We start from the raw sequence: 20,356 nt of genomic DNA on the forward strand, positions 1-20,356 counted from the left end.
CGCCCGCGCCGCCCATCGAGGCCTACGCCTGCGGCGACTTCAGGCGCACGGTCTCCAGCGCGGCCAGCGCGTGGTCGGGAATCGGCACCGGTCCGTCGTCGCCGAGCAGCACCAGCACGGTGTCACACACTCCGACGCAACGACCGTCGACGAACAATCCGGTCGACGCGACGAACGAGGTGCGCCCGACCCGTCCGACCCCGGCGCCGGTCTGGATGGTTCCCGGCCAGTGCGCCTCGGCGAGGAAGTGCACGGCGTTCTGCGAGGTGACCAGGCGCAGTCGTCGGGTGGTCACGTCGTAGATGTCGGGAAACAGGCTGCGGTTCATGGTCGCCCGGGCGTTCTCGTGCATCGCCTCCAGCGCCAGGTTGTTGAGGTGGGCGTTGGCATCCATGTCGCCGTAACGCGCCTCGACGGCGCCGATGACGGGGTAGGAGTCCAGCCGCAGCCGCATCTCATGCGGGCGGCCCGCGGTCGTTGTCCAGTCGCTCACAAGTGCGCAAGCTTATCGGCCGCGTGCCGCCAGCTGACCAGCGCCGCCGCCGCGACCATGATCAGGGCCGCAGCGATCGTGGGCTCAGCCAGCAGCGCCGCGGCCAGCATCGCGACGGTCAGCAGCACCACGCCGACGGACTGGATCACGTCGCGGCGTCCCGCGTCGAGCACCAGCCACGTCATCAGCAGGAACACCGCCAGTGGGACGGTCAACGTCAGCCCGGCGACCGTGTGGGGCAAGTGGCCCTCACCGAGATGTTCGGCGACGATGACCTCCACCCCGGCCGAGAACGCCGCTGCCGAGGCGAAGATGAAGTAGTGCAGGTAGCCCCAGTAGAACGAGCGGCGCCTGGTCGCGGTCTGGTGGTGCTGCGGACGGTCGAAATAGATCCACCACATCGAGGCCACGATCGCCAGTGAGCAGACCGCAACCCCGATCAGTCCGACGCGGGCGTCGTCGTTCGACAGTCCGCCGATGATCGAATTGGCCGCTGCCAGAATCGATTCGCCGAGAACGATCAGGGTGAACAGGCCGTATCGTTCGGCGATGTGATGGTGGTGGTAGGCCGTCGCCTGGTACCGCTCGGCGATCAGCGCCACCGACAGGTCGGCCATCGCCAGCACCGGGAACAACCAGACCGGGCCGTGCAGGAACCACCAGGACACCCACAGCACTTGCGCGACGACGATGCCGATCGCGTACCGCACGCAGGTGCCGCGGTAGTGCGGATCGCTGATCGCCGCCCGGATCCACTGCGCCGCTGTGGCCACCCGCATGATCACGTACCCGGCGACGATGGCCCCGAAATCGTTGGACAGCATCGCGCTCTGCGCGCCCGCGGCGATCACCAGGGCGCCGGCCATTTGCACGAACACGGTCAGCCGGTAGAGCCAGTCGTCGGTGTCGTAGGCACTGGCGAACCAGGTGAAGTTCATCCAGGCGTTGAAGATCGCGAAAAACACCATCGCATAGGCCGCTATACCTGAGGCGAAGTGCTGTTCCTCCCAAAGATGGTGCAGCGCACCGGAAGACTGGGACACGGCGACCACGAAGACGAGGTCGAAGAGAAGCTCCAGGGAGCTGGCCGCGCGGTGCGGTTCATCGGGGTCGCGGGCGAGCATCGCCCGCAGGCCGGCCGGCAAAGGTACGGTTCAGCGGCGATTAAACCGGCGGATAGGCGGGCGGCGGGTAGACACCGCGCAGCGCCCAGGGCAGCCAGCTGAAGAAGTACTCGACCTCATCGCTCGCGTCATAGTCCGGATTCGGATCCATCCCTCGCACCTCCTGAGCGTCACCGCAATAGAACCGGAGTCTAGTCCGCGGGCCCCAACCGCGACACCGGTCATTAAACTATCCAACCAGTTGATAGAGAGCCGGCGTTGTCGGCGGACAAAATGACGCCGTGCCGGCCGGCGCCGGCACAGGACAAGCGAGGACATCATGGCATCCGAGAACGGGATGACCCGGCGCGAAGAGCTGCTGGCCGTCGCCACCAAGCTCTTCGCCGCGCGCGGCTATCACGGAACCAGGATGGATGACGTCGCCGATGTCGTCGGCCTGAACAAGGCGACGGTCTACCACTACTACGCCAGCAAGTCGCTGATCCTGTTCGACATCTACCGCCGTGCTGCCGAGAACACCCTGGAAGCCGTGCACGACGATCCGTCCTGGACCGCCCGCGAAGCGCTCTACCAATACACCGTGCGGCTGTTGACGAACATCGCCGAGAACCCCGAGGGCGCGGCGGTGTACTTCCAGGAGGCGCCCTACATCACCGAGTGGTTCACCGAGGAGCAGGTCGCCGAGGTCCGGGAGAAGGAAACCCAGGTCTACGAGCACGTGCACGGCCTGATTGATCGCGGCATCGCCAGCGGCGAGTTCTTCGAGTGCGATACGCACGTGGTGGCGCTCGGCTACATCGGCATGACGCTGGGCGCCTACCGGTGGCTGCGACCGGACGGCCGGCGCACGGCCAAGGAGATCGCCGCCGAATTCAGTACCGCGTTGCTGCGCGGGCTGATTCGGGACGAGACGGTGCGGGTGGAATCCCCGCTGGGCATGCCCGACGTGGCGGGCGCGGCCAAGAAGGCGCCCGCCTGAGGCCGATATGATCGGCCGATGCCGCTCGTCAGCAAGACCGTTGAAGTCAACGCCGATGCCGACACGATCCTCCGGATAGTCGCCGACTTCGAGACCTATCCGGAATGGAATCCCGAGGCCAAGGCCGTCTACGTCCTGGCCCGCTATGACGATGGCCGGCCCAGCCAGCTGCGGCTCGACATGGAGATCCAGGGCCAGTCGGGCACCTTCATCCAGGCCGTGTACTACCCCGGCGAAGGCCAGATCCAGACGGTGCTGCAGCAGGGCGAGGTGTTCACCAAGCAGGATCAGCTGTTCTCGGTGGTCGCGATGGGGCCGTCGAGCCTGCTGACCGTCGACCTGGAGGTCGAGGTGTCTCTACCGGTACCTGCCGTGATGGTCAAAAAGCTGATCAACGACGTGCTCGAGCACCTGGCCGACAATCTCAAGACCCGCGCCGAGCAGCTGTCTGCGAGCTCGTAGCCGCGCGATCGGCTAACGCCACATCCCGTTGCGCTCGAGCTGTTCCAGCAGCCGGTGCACGCCGTCGTTGAACTCCGTCGCGGACAGCTCTTCGAGGGTGGCCTTGTCGCGTCGCCGTAGCGCGTCGATCAGCCGGCGATGGGTCTCCACCGCGGCAGCTCCCCAGGTCGGGTCCGTTACGTAGATCTGCGGCGGCATATACCGCGCGGCGTGCAGCAGGAACCAGGCCAGTTTGATCCGGCCCGCCCCGCGGTTGAGCAGTCGGTGGAAGGCGAACTCGGCAGCACCCACGGTGGCCGGATCGCCCTCGGCCACCGCTGCCTCCAATGCCTCGTTGGCGCGTTCGAGCTCGTCGACCTGTTCGTCGGTCAGCCGGTCGGCGGCACTGCTCACCAGTTCCTTGGCGATGGTCGCCTGCAACCAGTAGATGTCGGCGATGTCCTGGCGGCTCAGCGGCTGCACCACGTAGCCGCGCCGTGGCTCGAGTGCGACCATGCCCTCGCCGCGCAGGGTCAGCAGCGCCTCCCGCACCGGGGTGATGCTGACCTCGAGCCGAGCGGCGGTCTCGTCGAGCCGGATGAACGTCCCGGGCCGCAGGACGCCGGTCATGATCGCCTCGCGAAGGTGGGCGGCGACCTCGTCGGACAGTTGTGACCGACGGCTTCCCCGGCGGTTGCCGGCCCGTGTGGAAGCCGGTGCGTTCACGTGACCTCCGGGGACTTGTGTGGCGAGCGGCCAAGCAATAGTGTGACCCAAGCAACAACAGATTTGATCAAATATAACGATTATTGCGTTCTCCAGCCACCGGGTTCACGCATCCTTTACGACATAGGGAACTGTCGCCATTCGGAACTGTTGAGAGGGCAACGAAGACCAGTGACCAGCCAGCTGACCACGACGACCGAGCAGCCGTATCTGGCGCGCCGGCAGAACTGGACCAACCAACTGGCGCGCCATGCTCTCATGCAACCCGACGCCACCGCACTGCGGTTCTTGGGCCGGACTACCACCTGGGCCGAGTTCGACCAGCGGGTGACCAAGCTCGCCGACGCGCTGAGCCGCCGCGGGGTCGGCTTCGGCGATCGGGTGATGATCCTGATGCTGAACCGCCCGGAGTTCGTCGAGGCGACGCTGGCCGCCAATCAGCTCGGGGCGATCGCCGTGCCGGTCAACTTCCGGCTGACACCGCCGGAGCTGGCGTTCCTGGTCCAGGACTGCGAAGCGGCCGTGCTGGTCACTGAAACGGTGCTCGCCGACGTCGCCAAGGCCGTGCGTGACCTCGCGCCGGGGCTGTCGGCCGTGATCGTCGCCGGCGGCGCGACCGAGGACGGGGTGCTCGGTTACGAGGATCTGATCGTCGAAGAGGGCGAGCAGCACCAGCCGGTGGACATCCCCAACGACAGCCCGGCGTTGATCATGTACACCTCGGGCACCACCGGGCGGCCCAAGGGCGCGGTGCTGACCCACACCAATCTGGCCGGCCAGGCGATGACCGGGATGTACACCACCGGCCCCGACATCAACAATGACGTCGGGTTCATCGGGGTTCCGCTGTTCCACATCGCCGGTATCGGCAACACCCTGGGCGGCCTGATGCTCGGCACGCCGACCGTCATCCACCCGTTGGGCGGATTCGACCCGGGCCAGCTGCTCGACGTGCTCGAGGCCGAGCGGGTCACCGGTATCTTCCTGGTGCCCGCCCAATGGCAGGCGGTCTGCGCGGCGCAGAAGGCCAAGCCTCGCGACATCCGGTTGCGTGCGCTGTCCTGGGGTGCGGCCCCGGCATCGGACACCCTGCTGCGCGAGATGTCGGAGACGTTCCCGGACAGCAAGATTCTCGCCGCGTTCGGCCAGACCGAGATGTCTCCGGTGACGTGCATGCTCCTCGGCGACGACGCGATCCGGAAACGCGGGTCGGTGGGCAAGGTCATCCCAACCGTGGCCGCGCGCATCGTCGACGAGGACATGAACGACGTCCCGGTGGGGGAGGTCGGCGAAATCGTCTATCGCGCACCGACTCTCATGGCCGGTTACTGGAACAACCCGCAGGCCACCGCGGAGGCGTTCGCCGGCGGCTGGTTCCATTCCGGCGACCTGGTCCGCGCCGATGCCGACGGCTACATCTGGGTGGTCGACCGCAAGAAGGACATGATCATCTCCGGCGGCGAGAACATCTACTGCGCCGAGGTCGAGAACGTGCTGGCCGCCCACCCGGCGATCGTCGAGGTGGCGGTCATCGGCCGGGCCCACCCCAAATGGGGTGAGGTGCCGGTGGCGGTCGCCGCGATCAACGCCGCCGCACTGCGGCTGGAAGAACTTGACGAATTTCTGACCGAACGCCTAGCACGGTACAAACACCCCAAGGGACTTGAGATCGTCGACGCGTTGCCCCGCAACCCCGCGGGCAAGGTGTTGAAGACGGAGTTGCGGATTCGGTTCAGCGCCAGTGCCGCAACGGATCCCGTGGATGAAACCGGTTCGGGGGCAGCCAATCCCGGTTGACGATCGAATGGCTAACGGATGCGACAAAAATCGAGTAGTGGGGATGGAGGGTCAATAGTGCAGATGCGGTGCACGGCCCGTGAGGCATCGGGTACATTCCTGTGGTCCGCCTTACTACTGAGTAGTAGGGAGACGACACTCACTCACTTCGGGTCGGGGCAAGGAGGGGACGTGCCAGTCGGACTGCCGCCACGCGACGACCGGCGTGGTCCCGTCATGTGGGTGAACCGGTGACCGCCGCGACCACTGGCGTCGGTGGCTACCTCCAGGACAAGGCCCGTCCGGCGCTGACCGCCATCGGCGGCTTCTTTCGCATGTGCGTCCTCACCGCCAAGGCAACCACCAAGTGGCCGTTCGAGTGGCGCGAGTTCATCCTTCAGGGCTGGTTCCAGTTCCGGGTGACCTTCCTGCCGACCATCGCGGTCGCGGTCCCCAACACCATCCTCATCATCTTCACGATCAACATCCTGTTGGTGGAGTTCGGCGCCGCCGACGTCTCCGGAGCCGGTGCGGCCCTGGCCGCGGTGACCCAGCTCGGCCCGATCGTGACCGTGCTGGTGGTCGCCGGCGCCGGGTCGACGGCCATCTGCGCCGACTTGGGCGCGCGCACCATTCGCGAGGAGATCGACGCCCTCGAGGTCCTCGGCATCGACCCGATCCATCGCCTCGTGCTGCCCCGCGTGGTTGCCGCGACGTTCGTCGCCGTGCTCCTCAACGGCGCGGTCATCACCGTCGGCCTGGTCGGCGGCTTCATCTTCGGCGTCTACATGCAGAACATCTCCGCCGGCGCCTACGTATCCACGCTCACCCTGATCACCGGATTGCCGGAGGTCATCATCTCGATCGTCAAGGCGCTCACCTTCGGGCTCATCGCCGGCCTGGTCGGCTGCTACCGCGGCCTGACCGTCTCCGGCGGCGCCAAGGGCCTCGGCACCGCGGTGAACGAAACGCTCGTGCTTTCCGTGGTCGCTTTGTTCGCCGTCAACGTCGTCCTGACCACCATCGGTGTTCGGTTCGGAACGGGGCACTGAAATGAGTACTGCGGCAGTCCTTCGGTCCCGCTACCCCCGCGCGTACACCAGCGCGACCAGGTGGGCGTCGGCTCCCGGCCGGTTCGTCGACCGGGTCGGTGACGTCGCCTGGTTCACCGTCACCGCGGTCGGCCAGATCCCGCACGCACTGCGTTATTACCGCCGCGCCACCCTGCGGCTGATCGCGGAGATCGGCATGGGCACCGGCGCGATGGCCGTCATCGGCGGCACCATCGCCATCGTCGGTTTCGTGACGCTGTCCGGCGGCTCGCTGATCGCGATCCAGGGTTATGCGTCGCTGGGCAACATCGGTGTCGAGGCGTTCACCGGATTCGTCGCGGCCCTGGTGAATGTGCGCGTCGTCGCACCGCTGGTCTCCGGGCACGCACTGGCCGCCACCGTCGGTGCCGGCGCCACCGCCGAACTCGGTGCCATGCGCATCGCCGAGGAGATCGACGCCCTGGAGGTGATGGGCATCAAGTCCATCAGCTACCTGGTGTCCACCCGCATCCTGGCCGGCATGGTGGTGATCATCCCGCTCTACGCGATGGCGCTGCTGCTGTCGTTCCTGGCCGCGCAGCTCACCACGACCGTGTTCTACGGCCAGTCGACGGGCACCTACGACCACTACTTCCGGACGTTCCTGCGCCCCGACGACGTGTTCTGGTCGTTCGTCGTCGCCATCATCATCGCGGTCTTCGTGATGATCAATCACTGCTACTTCGGCTACAACGCCAGCGGCGGTCCAGTGGGCGTCGGCGAGGCGGTCGGCATCTCGATGCGCGCATCGCTGGTAGCTGTGGCGACCGTGGTTCTCCTTGCTTCGTTGGCGCTCTACGGCACCAACCCGAACTTCAATCTCACGGTGTAGCGGTATGACGACGCCGCTCAACTCATCCCGGCGCCCGCCGCTCAAGCTCGCGGGTGTGGTGTTCCTGTTGCTGGCCCTCGTGCTGGCCACGCTGGTGTACCTGCAATTCCGGGGCGACCTGACCCGCAAGACCACGCTGACGATGGTGTCCAACCGCGCCGGTCTGGTGATGGATCCGGGGTCGAAGGTCACCTACAACGGGGTCGAGATCGGCCGCGTCACCAAAGTCGCCTCGGTGAACCGCGACGGCAAGTCGGTGGCCGAGCTGACACTCGAGGTTGCCCCGCACTACATCTCGCTGATCCCGGCCAACGTCGACGCGCAGATCAAGGCCAGCACCGTCTTCGGCAACAAGTACGTGTCGTTCACCAGCCCGAAAGATCCGGTCAAGGCCCGTATTTCGAGCAGCGACGTCATCAAGACCTCGGGGGTCACCACCGAGTTCAACACGCTGTTCGAGACGGTCATCTCGATCTCGGAGAAGGTGGATCCGGTCAAGCTGAACATGACGCTCAGCGCGGCCGCCGAGGCGCTCAACGGCCTGGGTACCAAGTTCGGTAAGTCGATCGTCAACGGCAACGCGGTGCTCGATGACGTCAACCCGCAGATGCCGCAGATCCGCACCGACATCCGGCAGCTGTCGAACCTGGCCGATGTCTACATCAAGGCCAGCCCGGCGTTCTGGGATTCCCTCGACCATGCGGTCACCACGGCCAGCACGCTGAACGCCCAGCAGAAGGATCTCGACGCCGCGCTGTTGGCGTCCACCGGATTCGGCAACACCGGCGCCGACATCTTCGAACGCAGCAAGCCTTTCTTCGTGCGCGGCCAGGCCGACCTGGTGCCGACCGCCCAACTGCTCGACACCTACAGCCCGCAGCTGTACTGCCAGATCAAGGGCGAGGCCGAGGCGCTGCCGCAGGCGCTGGATGCGTTCGGCGGCAACGGCTATTCGTTGGATACCGTCACCGAATTCCTCGGTGCCCCCAACCCATACGTCTATCCGGACAACCCGCCCAGGATCAACGGGCACGGCGGCCCCGGCGGTGCGCCGGGTTGCTGGCAGAAGATCGATCGGAACTTCTGGCCGGCGCCGCACCTGGTGGTCGACGACGGAGCCTCCCTCGCCCCGTACAACCACTTCGAACTCGGCCAGCCCATCCTCACCGAGTACGTGTGGGGTCGCCAAGTCGGGGAGAACACGATCAACCCATGAGAATCACCGGCACAGCAGTCAAACTCGCGGCATTCTCGTTCGTGCTGCTGCTCTTCACGGCGGTCATCATCATCGTGTTCGGGCAGTTCCGCTTCGACCGAACGACCTCGTACACAGCCGAATTCAGCAATGCGAGCGGTCTGCGGGACGGTCAGTTCGTCCGCGCCGGCGGCGTCGAGGTCGGCAAGGTGTCCGACATCAAGCTCGTCGGCAACGGCGACCGCGTACAGGTCACGCTCAACGTCGACCGCACCCTGCCGCTGTACCAGTCGACCACCGCGCAGATCCGTTACCAAGATCTGATCGGCAACCGTTACGTCAACCTCGACCGCGGCACCGGTGAGGGCGCCGACCGGATCCTGCCCGCGGGCGGCTTCATCCCGATGTCGCGCACACAGCCTGCACTGGATCTCGACGCACTCATCGGCGGGTTCAAGCCGCTGTTCAAGTCGCTGGATCCGCAGAAGGTGAACACCATCGCCTCCTCGCTGATCACCGTCTTCCAGGGACAGGGCGGCACCATCAACGACATCCTGGATCAGACCGCTCAGCTGACCTCCGCGCTGGCCGATCGCGATCAGGCCATCGGTCAGGTGATCACCAACCTGAACACCGTGCTGGACACCACCGTCAAGCACGAGAAGGACTTCGACCAGACGGTCAACAACTTCGAGGTGCTCATCACCGGGTTGAAGAACCGCAAGGACCCGCTGGCACAGTCGGTCGCCGACATCAGCAACGCGACAGGAACGTTGGGAGATCTTCTGGCCGACGACCGCCCGCAGCTGCAGAACACCATCGCCAAGCTGGAGACCATCCAGCAGCCGCTGGCCGACGGTCAGGACCGGCTGGACGACCTGCTGACCAAGCTGCCCGCGGCCGTGAAGATGATCGGTCGTGCCGGCGGTATCTACGGAGACTTCTTCAACTTCTATCTGTGCGACATCAACCTGAAGCTCAACGGCCTGCAGCCGGGTGGACCGGTCCGCACCGTGAAGATCACTCAGCAGCCCACGGGTAGGTGCACGCCGCAATGAGGACGCTAGAGGGTTCCAACCGCATCAGGAATGGCCTGGCGGGCATGCTGATCGTCATCCTGGTCATCGGGGTGGGACAGAGCTTTTCCGGCATTCCGCAGCTGTTCGCCCAGCCGGCCTACTACGGCCAGTTCACCGACAGTGCCGGGCTGAACGCGGGCGACAAGGTCCGCATCGCCGGAATGGATGTCGGCACCGTGAAGTCGCTGAAGATCGACGGCGACAAGGTGCTGATCGGATTCGACTTGGGCGCCAGGCAGATCGGCACCGAAAGCCGGCTGGCGATCCGCACCGAGACGATCCTCGGTAAGCGCGTCCTGGAGATCGAGCCCCGCGGCAGCAAGCTGTTGCGGGCCAGCGGGGTGCTGCCCGTCGGCCAGACCACCACGCCGTACCAGATCTACGACGCGGTGTTCGACGTGACCAAGGCCGCCTCCGGCTGGGACATCGACACCGTCAAGCGATCGTTGAATGTGTTGTCGGAGACCGTCGATCAGACCTACCCGCACCTGAGTGCGGCGCTGGACGGGGTGGCCCGGTTCTCCGACACCATCGGCAAGCGCGACGAACAGTTCAAGCAACTGCTGGCCAACGCCAACAAGGTCGCCGCCGTGCTGGGTAACCGCAGCGAGCAGATCAACCGACTGGCGGTGAACGCCCAGACGCTGCTGGCCGCGGTCAACGAACGTCGTGCCGAGGTCGATTCGCTGCTGTCCAACATCTCGCTGATCTCCCAGCAGTTCACCGGCTTCGTCAACGACAACCCGAACCTGAATCACGTTCTGGAGCAGCTGAAGACGATCAGCAATGTGTTGGTCAAGCACAAGACCGACCTCTCCGACGTGCTGATCACCGCCTCGAAGTTCATGGGCGCGCTGGCCGAGGCCATCGGTTCCGGCCCGTACTTCAAGGTGCTCGTGGTCAACCTGCTGCCGTACCAGATCCTGCAGCCGTGGGTGGACGCCGCATTCAAGAAGCGCGGCATCGATCCCGAGGAGTTCTGGCGCAACGCGGGCCTGCCGGCCTTCCGCTTCCCGGATCCCAACGGCCAGCGCCAGCCCAACGGTGCTCCGCCGCCTGCTCCGACCCCGTTGGAAGGCACGCCGGACCATCCTGGTCCCGCGGTCGGCCCCGGCTCGCCGTGCTCGTACACCCCGCCACCGGACGGCATCCCGACGAACGCCAACCCGTTGCCGTGTGCCGGTCTCACCCAGGGGCCGTTCGGAGGGCCGGGCTATCCGAACGCCGACGTGCCGATCTCCGCGCCCAACCCCGCCGCGGGCTACGCCCCAGGTGTTCCGAGCGCCGCCTTCCCGGGTGAACTCTCGCCGAGCATCCAGGGTGTGCCCGCCCCGCCGCTGGCACCCGGTCCGCCGGGGGCTCGCACGGTGCCGGTCGCTCCGACACCGGGCCCGGCCACCGACATCCCCGGATACGCCCCGCCGCCCAACGCCTTGGTCGGCCCGATCCCGCCGCCGGGACCGGGACCGCAGGTGCCGCCGGTCGGTGACTTGGCGCCCGTCGACCAGGGAGGGGGAGCGTAAATGTCGACAGTCTTCAACATCCGTAATCTGGGCCTGCCCAAGATGTCTCGGACGTCGGTCATCGTCGGCACCCTCGTGGTGGTCATCGCGCTGGTCGTGGCGGTGGTCGGTTACAAGCTGTACGAGAAGCTGACCACCAACACCGTGGTGGCGTACTTCCCCGAGGCGCTGGCCCTCTATCCGGGTGACCGGGTGCAGATCATGGGCGTGCGGGTCGGCGGGATCGACAAGATCGAGCCGGCCGGCGACAAGATGAAGGTCACCTTCCACTACGACAACAAGTACAAGGTGCCCGCCAACGCGACCGCGACGATCCTCAACCCCAGTCTGGTCGCCTCCCGCGTGATCCAGCTGGCGCCGGCATACACCGGCGGCCCGGTGATGGCCGACAACGCCGTCATCCCGATCGACCGCACCCAGGTGCCGGTGGAATGGGACGACCTGCGCAACCAGATCTCCGACATCGTCACCAAACTCGGCCCGACACCCGAACAGCCCAAGGGCCCGTTCGGTGATGTCCTGGAGTCCTTCGCCAACGGCCTCGAGGGCAAGGGCCAGCAGATCAACACCACGTTCAAGGCCCTGTCCGACGCGGTGAGTGCGCTCAACGAGGGTCGCGGCGATTTCTTCGCCGTCCTCAAGAGCCTGGCGTTGTTCGTCAACGCGCTGCACAAGAGTGATCAGCAGCTGGTGGCGCTCAACACCGACCTGGCCACGTTCACGAACTCGTTCTCCAACTCCGATCAGGAAGTCGCCAAGGCGGTCAAGGACATTGACACCTTGCTGACCACCGCGCGCAAGTTCGTCAAAGACAACGGTTCGGTGCTGACCAAGGACATCCACAACCTCTCCGATGTCACCACTCAGGTGCTGCAGCCGGATTCGCGCAACGGCCTGGAGACGGTGTTGCACGTCTACCCGAACCTGGCCGCCAACCTGCAGAACATCTACCACCCGACTCACGGTGCGCTGGTGGCCATTCCGACGATCGCGAGCTTCGCAAACCCGATGCAGTTCATCTGCAGCGCGATCCAGTCCGGCAGCCGGTTGGGTTACCAGGATTCTGCGGAGATGTGCGCGCAGTACCTGGCCCCGATCATGGATGCCATCAAGTTCAACTTCCCGCCGTTCGGCGTGAACCAGTTCTCGACGGCGGAGACGCTGCCGAAGTACATCGCTTACTCCGAGGAACGGCTGCGGCCGCCGCCCGGATACAAGGACACGACGGTGCCGGGCATCTGGTCGCGCGACACCTTGTTCTCGCACGGCAACCATGAGCAGGGCTGGATCGTGGCGCCGGGCATGCAGGGCGTCGACGTCCAGGCGTTCACCGCCAACATGCTGACCCCGGACTCACTGGCCGCGTTGATGGGCGGGCCTGATCCGGTGAACTACCCGCCGGGTGGTCCGCGGGGTGGCGCGCCGTCGAATTCGTACGACCAGAACAACCCGCTGCCGCCGCCGTGGTACCCGGGAGCGATCCCGCCGCCACCGCCGGGTCCGGACGTGGTCCCGGGACCGTTGCCGGTCTCGCAGCAGATCAACGGCGGGGCCCCGGCTCCGGCCGGGCCGGCACCGGCCGCACCCGCACCCGCGGGTCCGCCGCTGCCCGCTGAGATGGGAGGTGGACAGTGAGCACGATTCTGAGCACCACCCGTCGGTACGGCTGGCGTGGGTTCGTGCTGGTGCTGACGGCGCTGATCCTGACGTCGTGCGGATGGCGCGGTATCGCCAACGTGCCGATCCCGGGCGGTCCCGGCACCGGTGACAAAGCCATGACCGTGTACGTCCAGATGCCGGATACGTTGGCGCTCAACGTCAACAGTCGCGTCCGGGTCGCCGACGTCTTCGTCGGTACGGTGCGTGCCATCGAACTGAAGAACTGGATCCCGACGCTGACGCTGGGTCTGCAGCCCGGGGTCAAGCTGCCTGCCAATGCCATTGCGCGCATCGGCCAGACCAGCCTGCTGGGCACCCAGCATGTCGAGCTGGATCCGCCGCCGAACCCGTCGCCCGAGCCGTTGCGCGACGGTGCGACGATCCCGCTGAAGAACTCCCAGTCGTTCCCGACCACCGAGCGAACCCTGGCCAGCATCGCCACCGTGCTTCGTGGCGGCGGCATCTCCAACCTGGAGGTCATCCAGACCGAGGTCGCGAACATCCTGGACGGCAACGGCGAGCAGATCCGCGACTTCCTGACCAAGCTGGATACGTTCACCGATCAGCTCAACCAGCAGCGGGACGACTTGACCCGGGCGATCGACAAGACCAACGAATTGGTGTCGATCGTGGCTGCGCGCAACAACACCCTGGACCGCGTACTGACCGAATTCCCGCCGCTGATCAAGTATTTCGCCGACGCCAGGGACCGGTTCACCGGTGCCGTCGAGGCGCTCGGCCGGTTCAGCAAGGTCACCGCCGACACCTTCTCGGAGGCGCGGGCGAACTTCGACACCAACCTGGCATTACTGCAGCGGCCGTTGAAGCAGCTCGGCCGAGCGGCGCCCTACCTGATCGACTCGCTGAAGCTCGTCATCACCGCGCCGTACCCGATCGACAACATCCCGAAGGTGATCCGCGGCGACTACATCAACACGTCGGCCACCTTCGACCTGACGCTCAGTTCGATCGACAACGCGTTCCTCACCGGTACCGGTGTGTCCGGAATGCTGCGTGCGCTCGAGCAGGCGTGGGGTCGCGACCCGCAGACGATGATCCCGGATGTCCGGTTCACGCCTCACCCGAACATGACCGACGGGGGACCGTATGTCGAGCGCGGCGAGTGAAGGGGTGACGGCTAGATGTTGACCCGTTTCATCAAGACGCAGCTCGTCATGTTCGGTGTGCTGACCGTGATCGCCCTGCTGGTGCTGGGCTGGTACTTCCTGCGCCTGCCCACCCTGGCAGGCATCGGGCAGTACGAGCTGAAGGCCAACCTGCCGTCCTCGGGCGGCTTGTACGCCACCGCCAACGTCACCTACCGGGGCATCACGATCGGGCGCGTCACCGAGGTGGAGCCCACCGAGAACGGTGTCCGGGCCACGATGAGCATCAGCGACAAGTACAAGATCCCGGCTGACGCCACGGCCAACGTGCACTCGGTGTCGGCGGTCGGCGAGCAGTACCTCGACCTGGTGTCGGACGGCAATCCCGGGCAGTACTTCTCGCCCGGGCAGACGATCACCAAGTCGACGGTGCCGGAGGAGATCGGCCCGGCGCTGGACGCCGCCAACAAGGGGCTTGCGGCGCTACCGGCCGACAAGATCCCGGTGCTGCTCAACGAAACGGCCCAAGCCGTAGGTGGTTTGGGGCCGGCGCTGCAACGTCTGGTCGACGGCACGCAGGCGATCGTGACTGATTTCAAGACGAACATCGAAGACGTCAACGACATCATCCAGAACTCGGCGCCCGTCGTCGACAGCCAGGTCAACTCCTCGGATGCGATCCAGCGGTGGGCGGCCAACCTGGACACCATCACCACCCAGACCGCCGCGCAGGATCAGGCGCTGCGCGACGGGCTGAAACAAGCCGCGCCGACCGCCGACGCGGTCAACGCGGTGTTCAGCGACGTGCAGGAAGCGCTGCCGCAGACGCTGGCCAACCTCGAGATCATCCTGGACATGCTCAAGCGCTATCACAAGGGCGTCGAGCAGTCGCTGGTGCTGCTTCCGCAGGGCGCATCGGTTGCGCAGTCGGTGTCCGCGCCGTACCCGCACCAGGCCGCGCTGGACTTCGGTTTGACGATCAACCAGCCGCCGCCGTGTCTGACCGGCTTCCTGCCGGCCAGCCAGTGGCGAGCTCCGGCGGACACCCGGCCGATGCCGGTGGAGAACGGGCTGTACTGCAAGATCCCGAAGGACACCCCGGCCAACGTGGTCCGCGGCGCGCGTAACTTCCCGTGCGCCGATGTGCCCGGCAAGCGCGCCGCCACGCCGATGGAGTGCCGCAGCAACGAGCCCTACACCCCGTTGGGCAACAACCCCTGGTACGGCGACCCCAACCAGGTGCTGAACTGCCCCGCGCCCGGTGCTCGATGTGATCAGCCAGTGAACCCCGGTACCGTGATACCGGCACCGTCGATCAACAACGGGATGAACCCGTTGCCGGCCGATCTGCTGCCGGGCCCGACACCACCGACGAGTGACCCACTCACTGCACCCGGGACCGGCACCGTTCAGTGCAACGGTCAACAACCGAACCCCTGCACGTACACCCCGGCAGCAGGTAGCCCGGCACCAGGTAACACGGCCGTCTACAGCCCGCAGAGCGGGGAGTTGACCGGTCCCGATGGCGTGAAATACGACGTCAAGAACTCGAGCAGTACAGGAGACGACGGATGGAAGGAGATGCTGGCTCCGGCCGGCTGACCCCACCGCCAGCCGACGATGCCGACCACAGTGCGGCTGAGGAGACGGCGAATCCGACCCCACCGGTCGACGAGACCGAACCGAGCGACGGCATCGCGGCGCGCGGGTCACGGTTGAGCGGACGCCGCCTGGCTGTGGTGTCTGTCGGATTGGCGATCGCCGGCCTGCTCGTCGCCACCGGCGGATTCTTCGCACTGCGGTCGCACGAGAAGAGCGCCGCCGCGGCGCGGGCCGAGACCGTCGCGCTCGCCGCCGCCAAGGACTGCGTCACCGCCACCCAGGCGCCGGATGCGACCGCGATGGCGGCCAGCCAGCAGAAGATCATCGAATGCTCGACCGGCGATTTCGCGGCCCAGGCCAGCCTGTACAGCGGGTTGCTGGTGGACGCCTACCAGGCCGCCAAGGTCCAGGTTCAGGTCTCCAACATGCGTGCGGCCGTGGAACGCCACAACGACGACGGATCGATGGACGTGCTGGTCGCGGTGCGGGTGAAGGTGTCCAACTCCGCGGCCCAAGACCAGGAGCAGGGGTATCGGCTGCGGGTCAAGATGGCGCCTGAGGGAGGCACGTACAAGATCGCCAACCTCGACCAGGTGAGCAAGTGACGGTGACGGTCCCCGAAGCGGACACCGGCGCCGAGGCCGACGTCGACGCAACCGAGGTCGCCAACGAGGCTCCCGCCGGGCTGCCGGCCGGCTGGTCGGCACGGGCAGGTGCGTTCGTGGTCGACGTGTTCTTCGGTGTCGGCGTGGTGATCACCTGCCTGCTGGTGGCGCAGTCCGCGTCGTTGTCCGGCATCGCATGGTTGCGGTGGGGCAGCGCTGCAGTGGCTGGGGCGGTGTTCCTGGCGATGGCCGTCAATCGCTGGCTGCTGCCGACCGTCACCGGCTGGACCCTGGGCCGTTCGCTGGCCGGCATCGCCGTCGTCAACCGGGACGGCACGCCGCCCGGGGTATTCCGCCTGTTGGTCCGCGATCTGGCGCATCTGCTCGACACCGCAGCGGTGTTCCTCGGCTGGCTGTGGCCGCTGTGGGATTCGCGCGGCCGCACTTTCGCCGACCTGCTCACCCGCACCGAGGTCCGCCGCGTCGAAGGTGAGCGCCCCAACCGGCGACGACTGGCCGGCGTGGTGCTGGCGGTTCTCGCCGTGCTGGCCGCCTGTGCCACTGCGCTGGCCTACTTCGGTGTGTATCGGCCGGAACTCGCTGTCGAACAGGCCCGCCAGCAGTTGGCGGTGGACGGCCCCCGGATCGTCTCGCAGATGCTGAGCTATGACGTCGCGTCGATCGATAACGACTTCGCGCGGGCCCGCGGCCTGGCCACCGACGCGTACCGGCCGCAGCTGGTTGAGCAGCAGGACGCCGTGCGTAAGGCCGGACCCGTCGACAACGACTACTGGGTGACCAACAGCGCGGTGCTGACCAACACCCGTGACAAGGCCGTCATGCTGCTGCTCATGCAGGGCCAGCGCGGTGAGGCGCCCAAGCAACGGCTGATCACCGCCACTGTGCGAGTGAACTTCGAGAGGTCGGCGGCCGGCCAGTGGCAGGTCGCCAACCTGTCGGTGCTGGCCAAGCCCAACCCGGCCGGGGAGCCCAAGTGAGCCCGCGCCGCAAGCTCGACGCCGACCACCGGGACCTGTTCCGGTTGCCTGACCCGCAACCGCGCCGCTGGGTGCTGCCCCTGGTCGCTGGGTTGGCGGCGGTGCTGATCATCGCCGCGATCACCGCCAGCACACTGCTGCTGGTCAAACGCGAGACCCAGCGGCACGACGCGGTTCGGGATGTGGCAGTGCTCAGCTTTGTTCGCGGATTCGTCACGCACTACACATCCATCGACCCGTTCCACGCCAACGACTACGCGGACAAGGTGCTGGCGCAGGGCACCGGGCAGTTCGCAAAGCTGTACCAGGACAAGATGAATGAGGTCGTCATCCAGGTGGCCCGGGCCGAGCCGACGACGGGAACCGTCCAGGATCTCGGTATCGAGCGCTGGAACCGCGACGGCAGCGCCGACGTGGTGGTGGCCGCCACCACCAAAACCCGGATGCCCGACGGCAAGACCCTTGAAAGTGGCAGCCGCTGGGTGGTCACCGCAACCCAGGAAGGAGGTGCAGGAGGTCCGTGGAAGATCAGCAACCTGCTGCAGGTGATCTGACCGACGCCGCACCCGAGGCCACGCCCGAGGACGAGGCGAACGAGACCGACGCCGGCACCGAGACTGAGGAGCCGGCCGCCGCGGAAACGCCGAAGCAGCCAACCTGGTTGAGCCGCAACAAGACCGCGGTCGCTGTGGGAGCCTCGGCGGCTGTGTTCGTCGCCGGAGGCGCATTCGCGGGTGTCGCCGTCCAGCCGTACCTGATGGACCAGGCAGCGGTCGACACCAAGCTCGTGATCGCCCGCACCGCCGCCGACGCGATCACGACACTGTGGACCTACACCCCCGACGACATGGACAAGCTGCCCGATCGATCGGCGAAGTACCTGTCCGGCGATTTCGAGGATCAGTACCGCAAGTACGTCGACGCGATCGTGCCTACCAACAAGCAGGCGAAGGTCACCAACAGCACCGAAGTGGTCGGCGCGGCCGTCGAATCGCTGACCGGATCGGAAGCCACCGCGATCGTCTACACCAACACCACGTCGAAGAGCCCGCTCACCAAGGACATTCCCGCGACGAAGTATCTGTCGTACCGCGTTCAGCTGACCCGCGACGGATCACACTGGCTGGTCACCAAGATGACAACGGTGACCTCACTGGACCTGACGCCCAAGCTGTAACTCGTTGCGATACTGGGCGCATGGCCGTCGCCTCGCCCGTCTCGCAACGATCCACCGTCGTCGCGCTGCTGTTGCTGACGTTCGCGACCGGACTGGTCGACGCGATCAGCGTGCTGGTCTTGGGCCACGTATTCGTGGCGAACATGACCGGCAACGTGATCTTCCTGGGGTTCTGGTTCGTGCCGCATTCCGGGGTGGACATGACCGCCGCGGTCGTCGCGTTCGTCAGCTTTCTGGCCGGAACGGTGCTCGGCGGACGCTTCGCGCGCCACCTCGACCATGAGGTGGCGGTGCGGACCTGGCTGACCGCCGCGCTCGGCGCCGAGGTGGTGCTGCTTGCGGTCCTGGCCGCGCTTGCCGGTAGCGGTGTTGTCGACTACCACGACGACGGCAAGCTCATCCTGATCGCCGGGCTGGCGTTGGCGTTCGGTGGCCAGAACGCCGCGGCCCGACAGTTCGGCATTCAGGAACTGTCCACAACGGTGCTGACGACGACGCTGGTGGGGATCGGCTTCGACAGCCGGCTTGCCGGCGGCACCGGGCAGCGGGAAAAGTTGCGCTACACCGTGGTTGCGACGATGTGCGCGGGTGCGACCATCGGTGCGACGATGTCGCGTTTCATGGTCGCGCCGGTGATCGCTCTGGCGGCGGTCGTGGTGGCAGCCGGCCTGGCCGTGTTCCGATACGGTCCGCAACCCGACGCGGCACCGAAATCACAGATCAGTTGAAGGCGAGCCAGGCGGGCAGCGCGCGCTCACGCGAATCGCACAGCACAGCCATCGTGTCGCAGGAACCCTTCGGCACACCGGCACCGGCCCACATGCCGCCGGTGTCGCGGCGAAGCACGATCGCCGACGAGCCGCCGCCGTCGAGCAGGATCGCGGTGTCGCTGCCCAAACCCCGGAACAGATCCTGGATCTGGTCCGGGGTGTAACTTCCGCCCTGGAACACGTACATCTCATCCTTGTCGCGGGCGTAGGCCAGCGCGGTGCGGGCGGCGCTCGGCCCGCCGTCGTTCATCTGCCCGGTGTCGCCCGGCGCAAGCAGTCCCAGTCCGCTGACGGCGACGAAGCGGGTCCCCTTGTCCAGCAGGCCTTGAATCACCGGGGTGGCAGCGTCGTAGTCGTCGGGTGATTTGGGGGTCACGACGAACGGCGCCCCGGCGACGGGCAGGATCATGGTGGTCAGCGCGGTCCACACCTCGTCGCCGCCGGACAGCGCTTGCTTGCCTGCGTAGGCGACGGTTCCGGTCACCGCGGCATTGGCCCGGCCCTGTCCCTGAGTGTTGTCGATGTAGGCGCCAAGCGGGGAGCTGCACCCGGTCGATTTCCACGAACCGGCTTGCTGCCCACGGACATCGAAGAAGTTGGCGTTGATCGCGATGGTGGGCTGGCCGAGTGCCTGCCAGGCCTGCAGCGGGGTGTAGATCTCCGAGGCCTGTACCAGGCCGTCCCGCGTGCGGGTGCCGGGCGTCCGTTCACAGCGCGCCTGATAGCCGGAGTGGCTGTCGACGAGCAGTCGCGGCGTCAGCCGACTCGAGGCCGCCTTGATGATCATCAGGTGGCCGCCGTTGGTGAGCTCGTACCAGTTGCCGCCGGCATTGAGCATCGGTGCGGGAAAACCGCTGCCGAAGTTGTAGACCAGGTAACTGCCGCGCGTGGTGGCGATCGCCTGGGCCAGCTGCGCGCGCGCATCGGCCGCCGCCACGGGAGTGCCGGTGGTGGCTGCCAGGGTCAGACAGCTCACCGCGGTCATGCTGCCCGCGACCAGGAGGCGCAACTTCGCGGCGATGGTTGGCACAGTTGCCCTTTCATGACGGTCGGTGCCCTACGGCACGTACTCCATCATTCTCAGCAACCACACAGTCAACTTAGGTAACAGTCCCGCGGCGGTTCGGCACCGGCGTCGTCACGACCAGCAGCAATGGCTGTCCGGAACGGAAATTTCTCG

20 protein-coding genes and 1 pseudogene are annotated in these 20,356 nt (G+C 66.4%); 16 read left to right on the top strand and 5 right to left on the bottom strand.

Features of this window, described 5'->3' with window-relative positions:
- Positions 1-22 precede the first annotated feature (22 nt).
- From Y900_RS13920 to Y900_RS33575, 3 genes and pseudogenes are all read right to left on the bottom strand, one after another.
- A complete protein-coding gene (locus tag Y900_RS13920) occupies positions 23-493 on the bottom strand; it encodes an acyl-CoA thioesterase (protein ID WP_036342584.1) in 471 nt (156 codons plus the stop codon).
- Entirely contained in the window at positions 490-1,638 is a 1,149-nt protein-coding gene (locus Y900_RS13925) for a low temperature requirement protein A (RefSeq protein WP_420329763.1), read from the bottom strand. Before Y900_RS13925 ends, Y900_RS13920 begins: the two co-directional genes overlap by 4 nt.
- A gap of 19 nt (positions 1,639-1,657) precedes the next feature.
- Positions 1,658-1,765, bottom strand: a pseudogene (locus tag Y900_RS33575) (hypothetical protein); the annotation flags it as partial.
- A 171-nt stretch (positions 1,766-1,936) separates the two neighbouring features.
- Here Y900_RS33575 and Y900_RS13930 point away from each other — a divergent pair.
- Entirely contained in the window at positions 1,937-2,596 is a 660-nt protein-coding gene (locus Y900_RS13930) for a TetR/AcrR family transcriptional regulator (RefSeq protein ID WP_036342585.1), read from the top strand.
- Between the two features lie 18 nt (positions 2,597-2,614).
- Complete coding sequence (locus Y900_RS13935) at positions 2,615-3,058, top strand: SRPBCC family protein (RefSeq protein ID WP_036342588.1); 444 nt, start codon at positions 2,615-2,617, stop codon at positions 3,056-3,058.
- A 12-nt stretch (positions 3,059-3,070) separates the two neighbouring features.
- Here the strand turns inward: Y900_RS13935 and Y900_RS13940 are convergent, their stop codons facing one another.
- Positions 3,071-3,763 (bottom strand): GntR family transcriptional regulator, encoded by a 693-nt coding sequence (locus tag Y900_RS13940; RefSeq protein WP_036342589.1) that lies wholly within the window; start codon positions 3,761-3,763, stop codon positions 3,071-3,073.
- A 171-nt stretch (positions 3,764-3,934) separates the two neighbouring features.
- Here Y900_RS13940 and fadD5 point away from each other — a divergent pair, with 171 nt between their 5' ends.
- The 14 genes from fadD5 to Y900_RS14010 all read left to right on the top strand — a co-directional run bounded on the left by fadD5 (position 3,935) and on the right by Y900_RS14010 (position 19,134).
- Positions 3,935-5,560 carry a fatty-acid--CoA ligase FadD5 gene (gene fadD5, locus Y900_RS13945; protein WP_036342592.1) on the top strand — a complete coding sequence of 542 codons (1,626 nt, stop codon included), beginning with the start codon at positions 3,935-3,937 and terminating at the stop codon, positions 5,558-5,560.
- A gap of 230 nt (positions 5,561-5,790) precedes the next feature.
- Positions 5,791-6,591 carry an MlaE family ABC transporter permease gene (locus tag Y900_RS13950; RefSeq protein WP_036346725.1) on the top strand — a complete coding sequence of 267 codons (801 nt, stop codon included), beginning with the start codon at positions 5,791-5,793 and terminating at the stop codon, positions 6,589-6,591.
- Position 6,592: 1 nt separating this feature from the next.
- A complete protein-coding gene (locus tag Y900_RS13955) occupies positions 6,593-7,462 on the top strand; it encodes an MlaE family ABC transporter permease (protein ID WP_036342594.1) in 870 nt (289 codons plus the stop codon).
- Between the two features lie 4 nt (positions 7,463-7,466).
- Positions 7,467-8,678 (top strand): MCE family protein, encoded by a 1,212-nt coding sequence (locus Y900_RS13960; RefSeq protein ID WP_036342596.1) that lies wholly within the window; start codon positions 7,467-7,469, stop codon positions 8,676-8,678.
- A complete protein-coding gene (locus Y900_RS13965) occupies positions 8,675-9,715 on the top strand; it encodes a virulence factor Mce family protein (protein ID WP_036342598.1) in 1,041 nt (346 codons plus the stop codon). Before Y900_RS13960 ends, Y900_RS13965 begins: the two co-directional genes overlap by 4 nt.
- The gene (locus Y900_RS13970) at positions 9,712-11,259 is read left to right on the top strand and encodes an MCE family protein (RefSeq protein WP_036342601.1); all 1,548 of its coding nucleotides are present in this window, start codon (positions 9,712-9,714) and stop codon (positions 11,257-11,259) included. The genes Y900_RS13965 and Y900_RS13970 overlap by 4 nt, the downstream gene beginning before the upstream one ends.
- Entirely contained in the window at positions 11,260-12,894 is a 1,635-nt protein-coding gene (locus Y900_RS13975; RefSeq protein ID WP_036342602.1) for a virulence factor Mce family protein, read from the top strand.
- Positions 12,895-12,899: 5 nt separating this feature from the next.
- Positions 12,900-14,045 (top strand): virulence factor Mce family protein, encoded by a 1,146-nt coding sequence (locus tag Y900_RS13980; protein ID WP_237752689.1) that lies wholly within the window; start codon positions 12,900-12,902, stop codon positions 14,043-14,045.
- A 15-nt stretch (positions 14,046-14,060) separates the two neighbouring features.
- Entirely contained in the window at positions 14,061-15,626 is a 1,566-nt protein-coding gene (locus Y900_RS13985; RefSeq protein ID WP_036342607.1) for a virulence factor Mce family protein, read from the top strand.
- Positions 15,596-16,231 (top strand): Rv1363c family protein, encoded by a 636-nt coding sequence (locus Y900_RS13990; protein WP_036342609.1) that lies wholly within the window; start codon positions 15,596-15,598, stop codon positions 16,229-16,231. The genes Y900_RS13985 and Y900_RS13990 overlap by 31 nt, the downstream gene beginning before the upstream one ends.
- Complete coding sequence (locus tag Y900_RS13995; protein WP_051660057.1) at positions 16,228-17,229, top strand: RDD family protein; 1,002 nt, start codon at positions 16,228-16,230, stop codon at positions 17,227-17,229. The genes Y900_RS13990 and Y900_RS13995 overlap by 4 nt, the downstream gene beginning before the upstream one ends.
- Entirely contained in the window at positions 17,226-17,783 is a 558-nt protein-coding gene (locus Y900_RS14000) for an Rv1363c family protein (protein WP_036346728.1), read from the top strand. Before Y900_RS13995 ends, Y900_RS14000 begins: the two co-directional genes overlap by 4 nt.
- Positions 17,750-18,406, top strand: coding sequence for an Mce protein (locus tag Y900_RS14005; protein WP_081845103.1), 657 nt, complete (start codon positions 17,750-17,752; stop codon positions 18,404-18,406). The genes Y900_RS14000 and Y900_RS14005 overlap by 34 nt, the downstream gene beginning before the upstream one ends.
- Positions 18,407-18,426: 20 nt before the next feature.
- A complete protein-coding gene (locus Y900_RS14010; protein ID WP_036342614.1) occupies positions 18,427-19,134 on the top strand; it encodes a YoaK family protein in 708 nt (235 codons plus the stop codon).
- Here Y900_RS14010 and Y900_RS14015 read toward each other — a convergent pair.
- On the bottom strand, positions 19,127-20,206 hold the full coding sequence (locus Y900_RS14015; protein ID WP_036342616.1) for a phosphodiester glycosidase family protein: 1,080 nt from the start codon (positions 20,204-20,206) through the stop codon (positions 19,127-19,129). The two genes, Y900_RS14010 and Y900_RS14015, sit on opposite strands and share 8 nt — an antisense overlap.
- Positions 20,207-20,356 lie beyond the last annotated feature (150 nt).

The sequence above is a fragment of the Mycolicibacterium aromaticivorans JS19b1 = JCM 16368 genome (assembly GCF_000559085.1).
Lineage (GTDB): Bacteria > Actinomycetota > Actinomycetes > Mycobacteriales > Mycobacteriaceae > Mycobacterium > Mycobacterium aromaticivorans.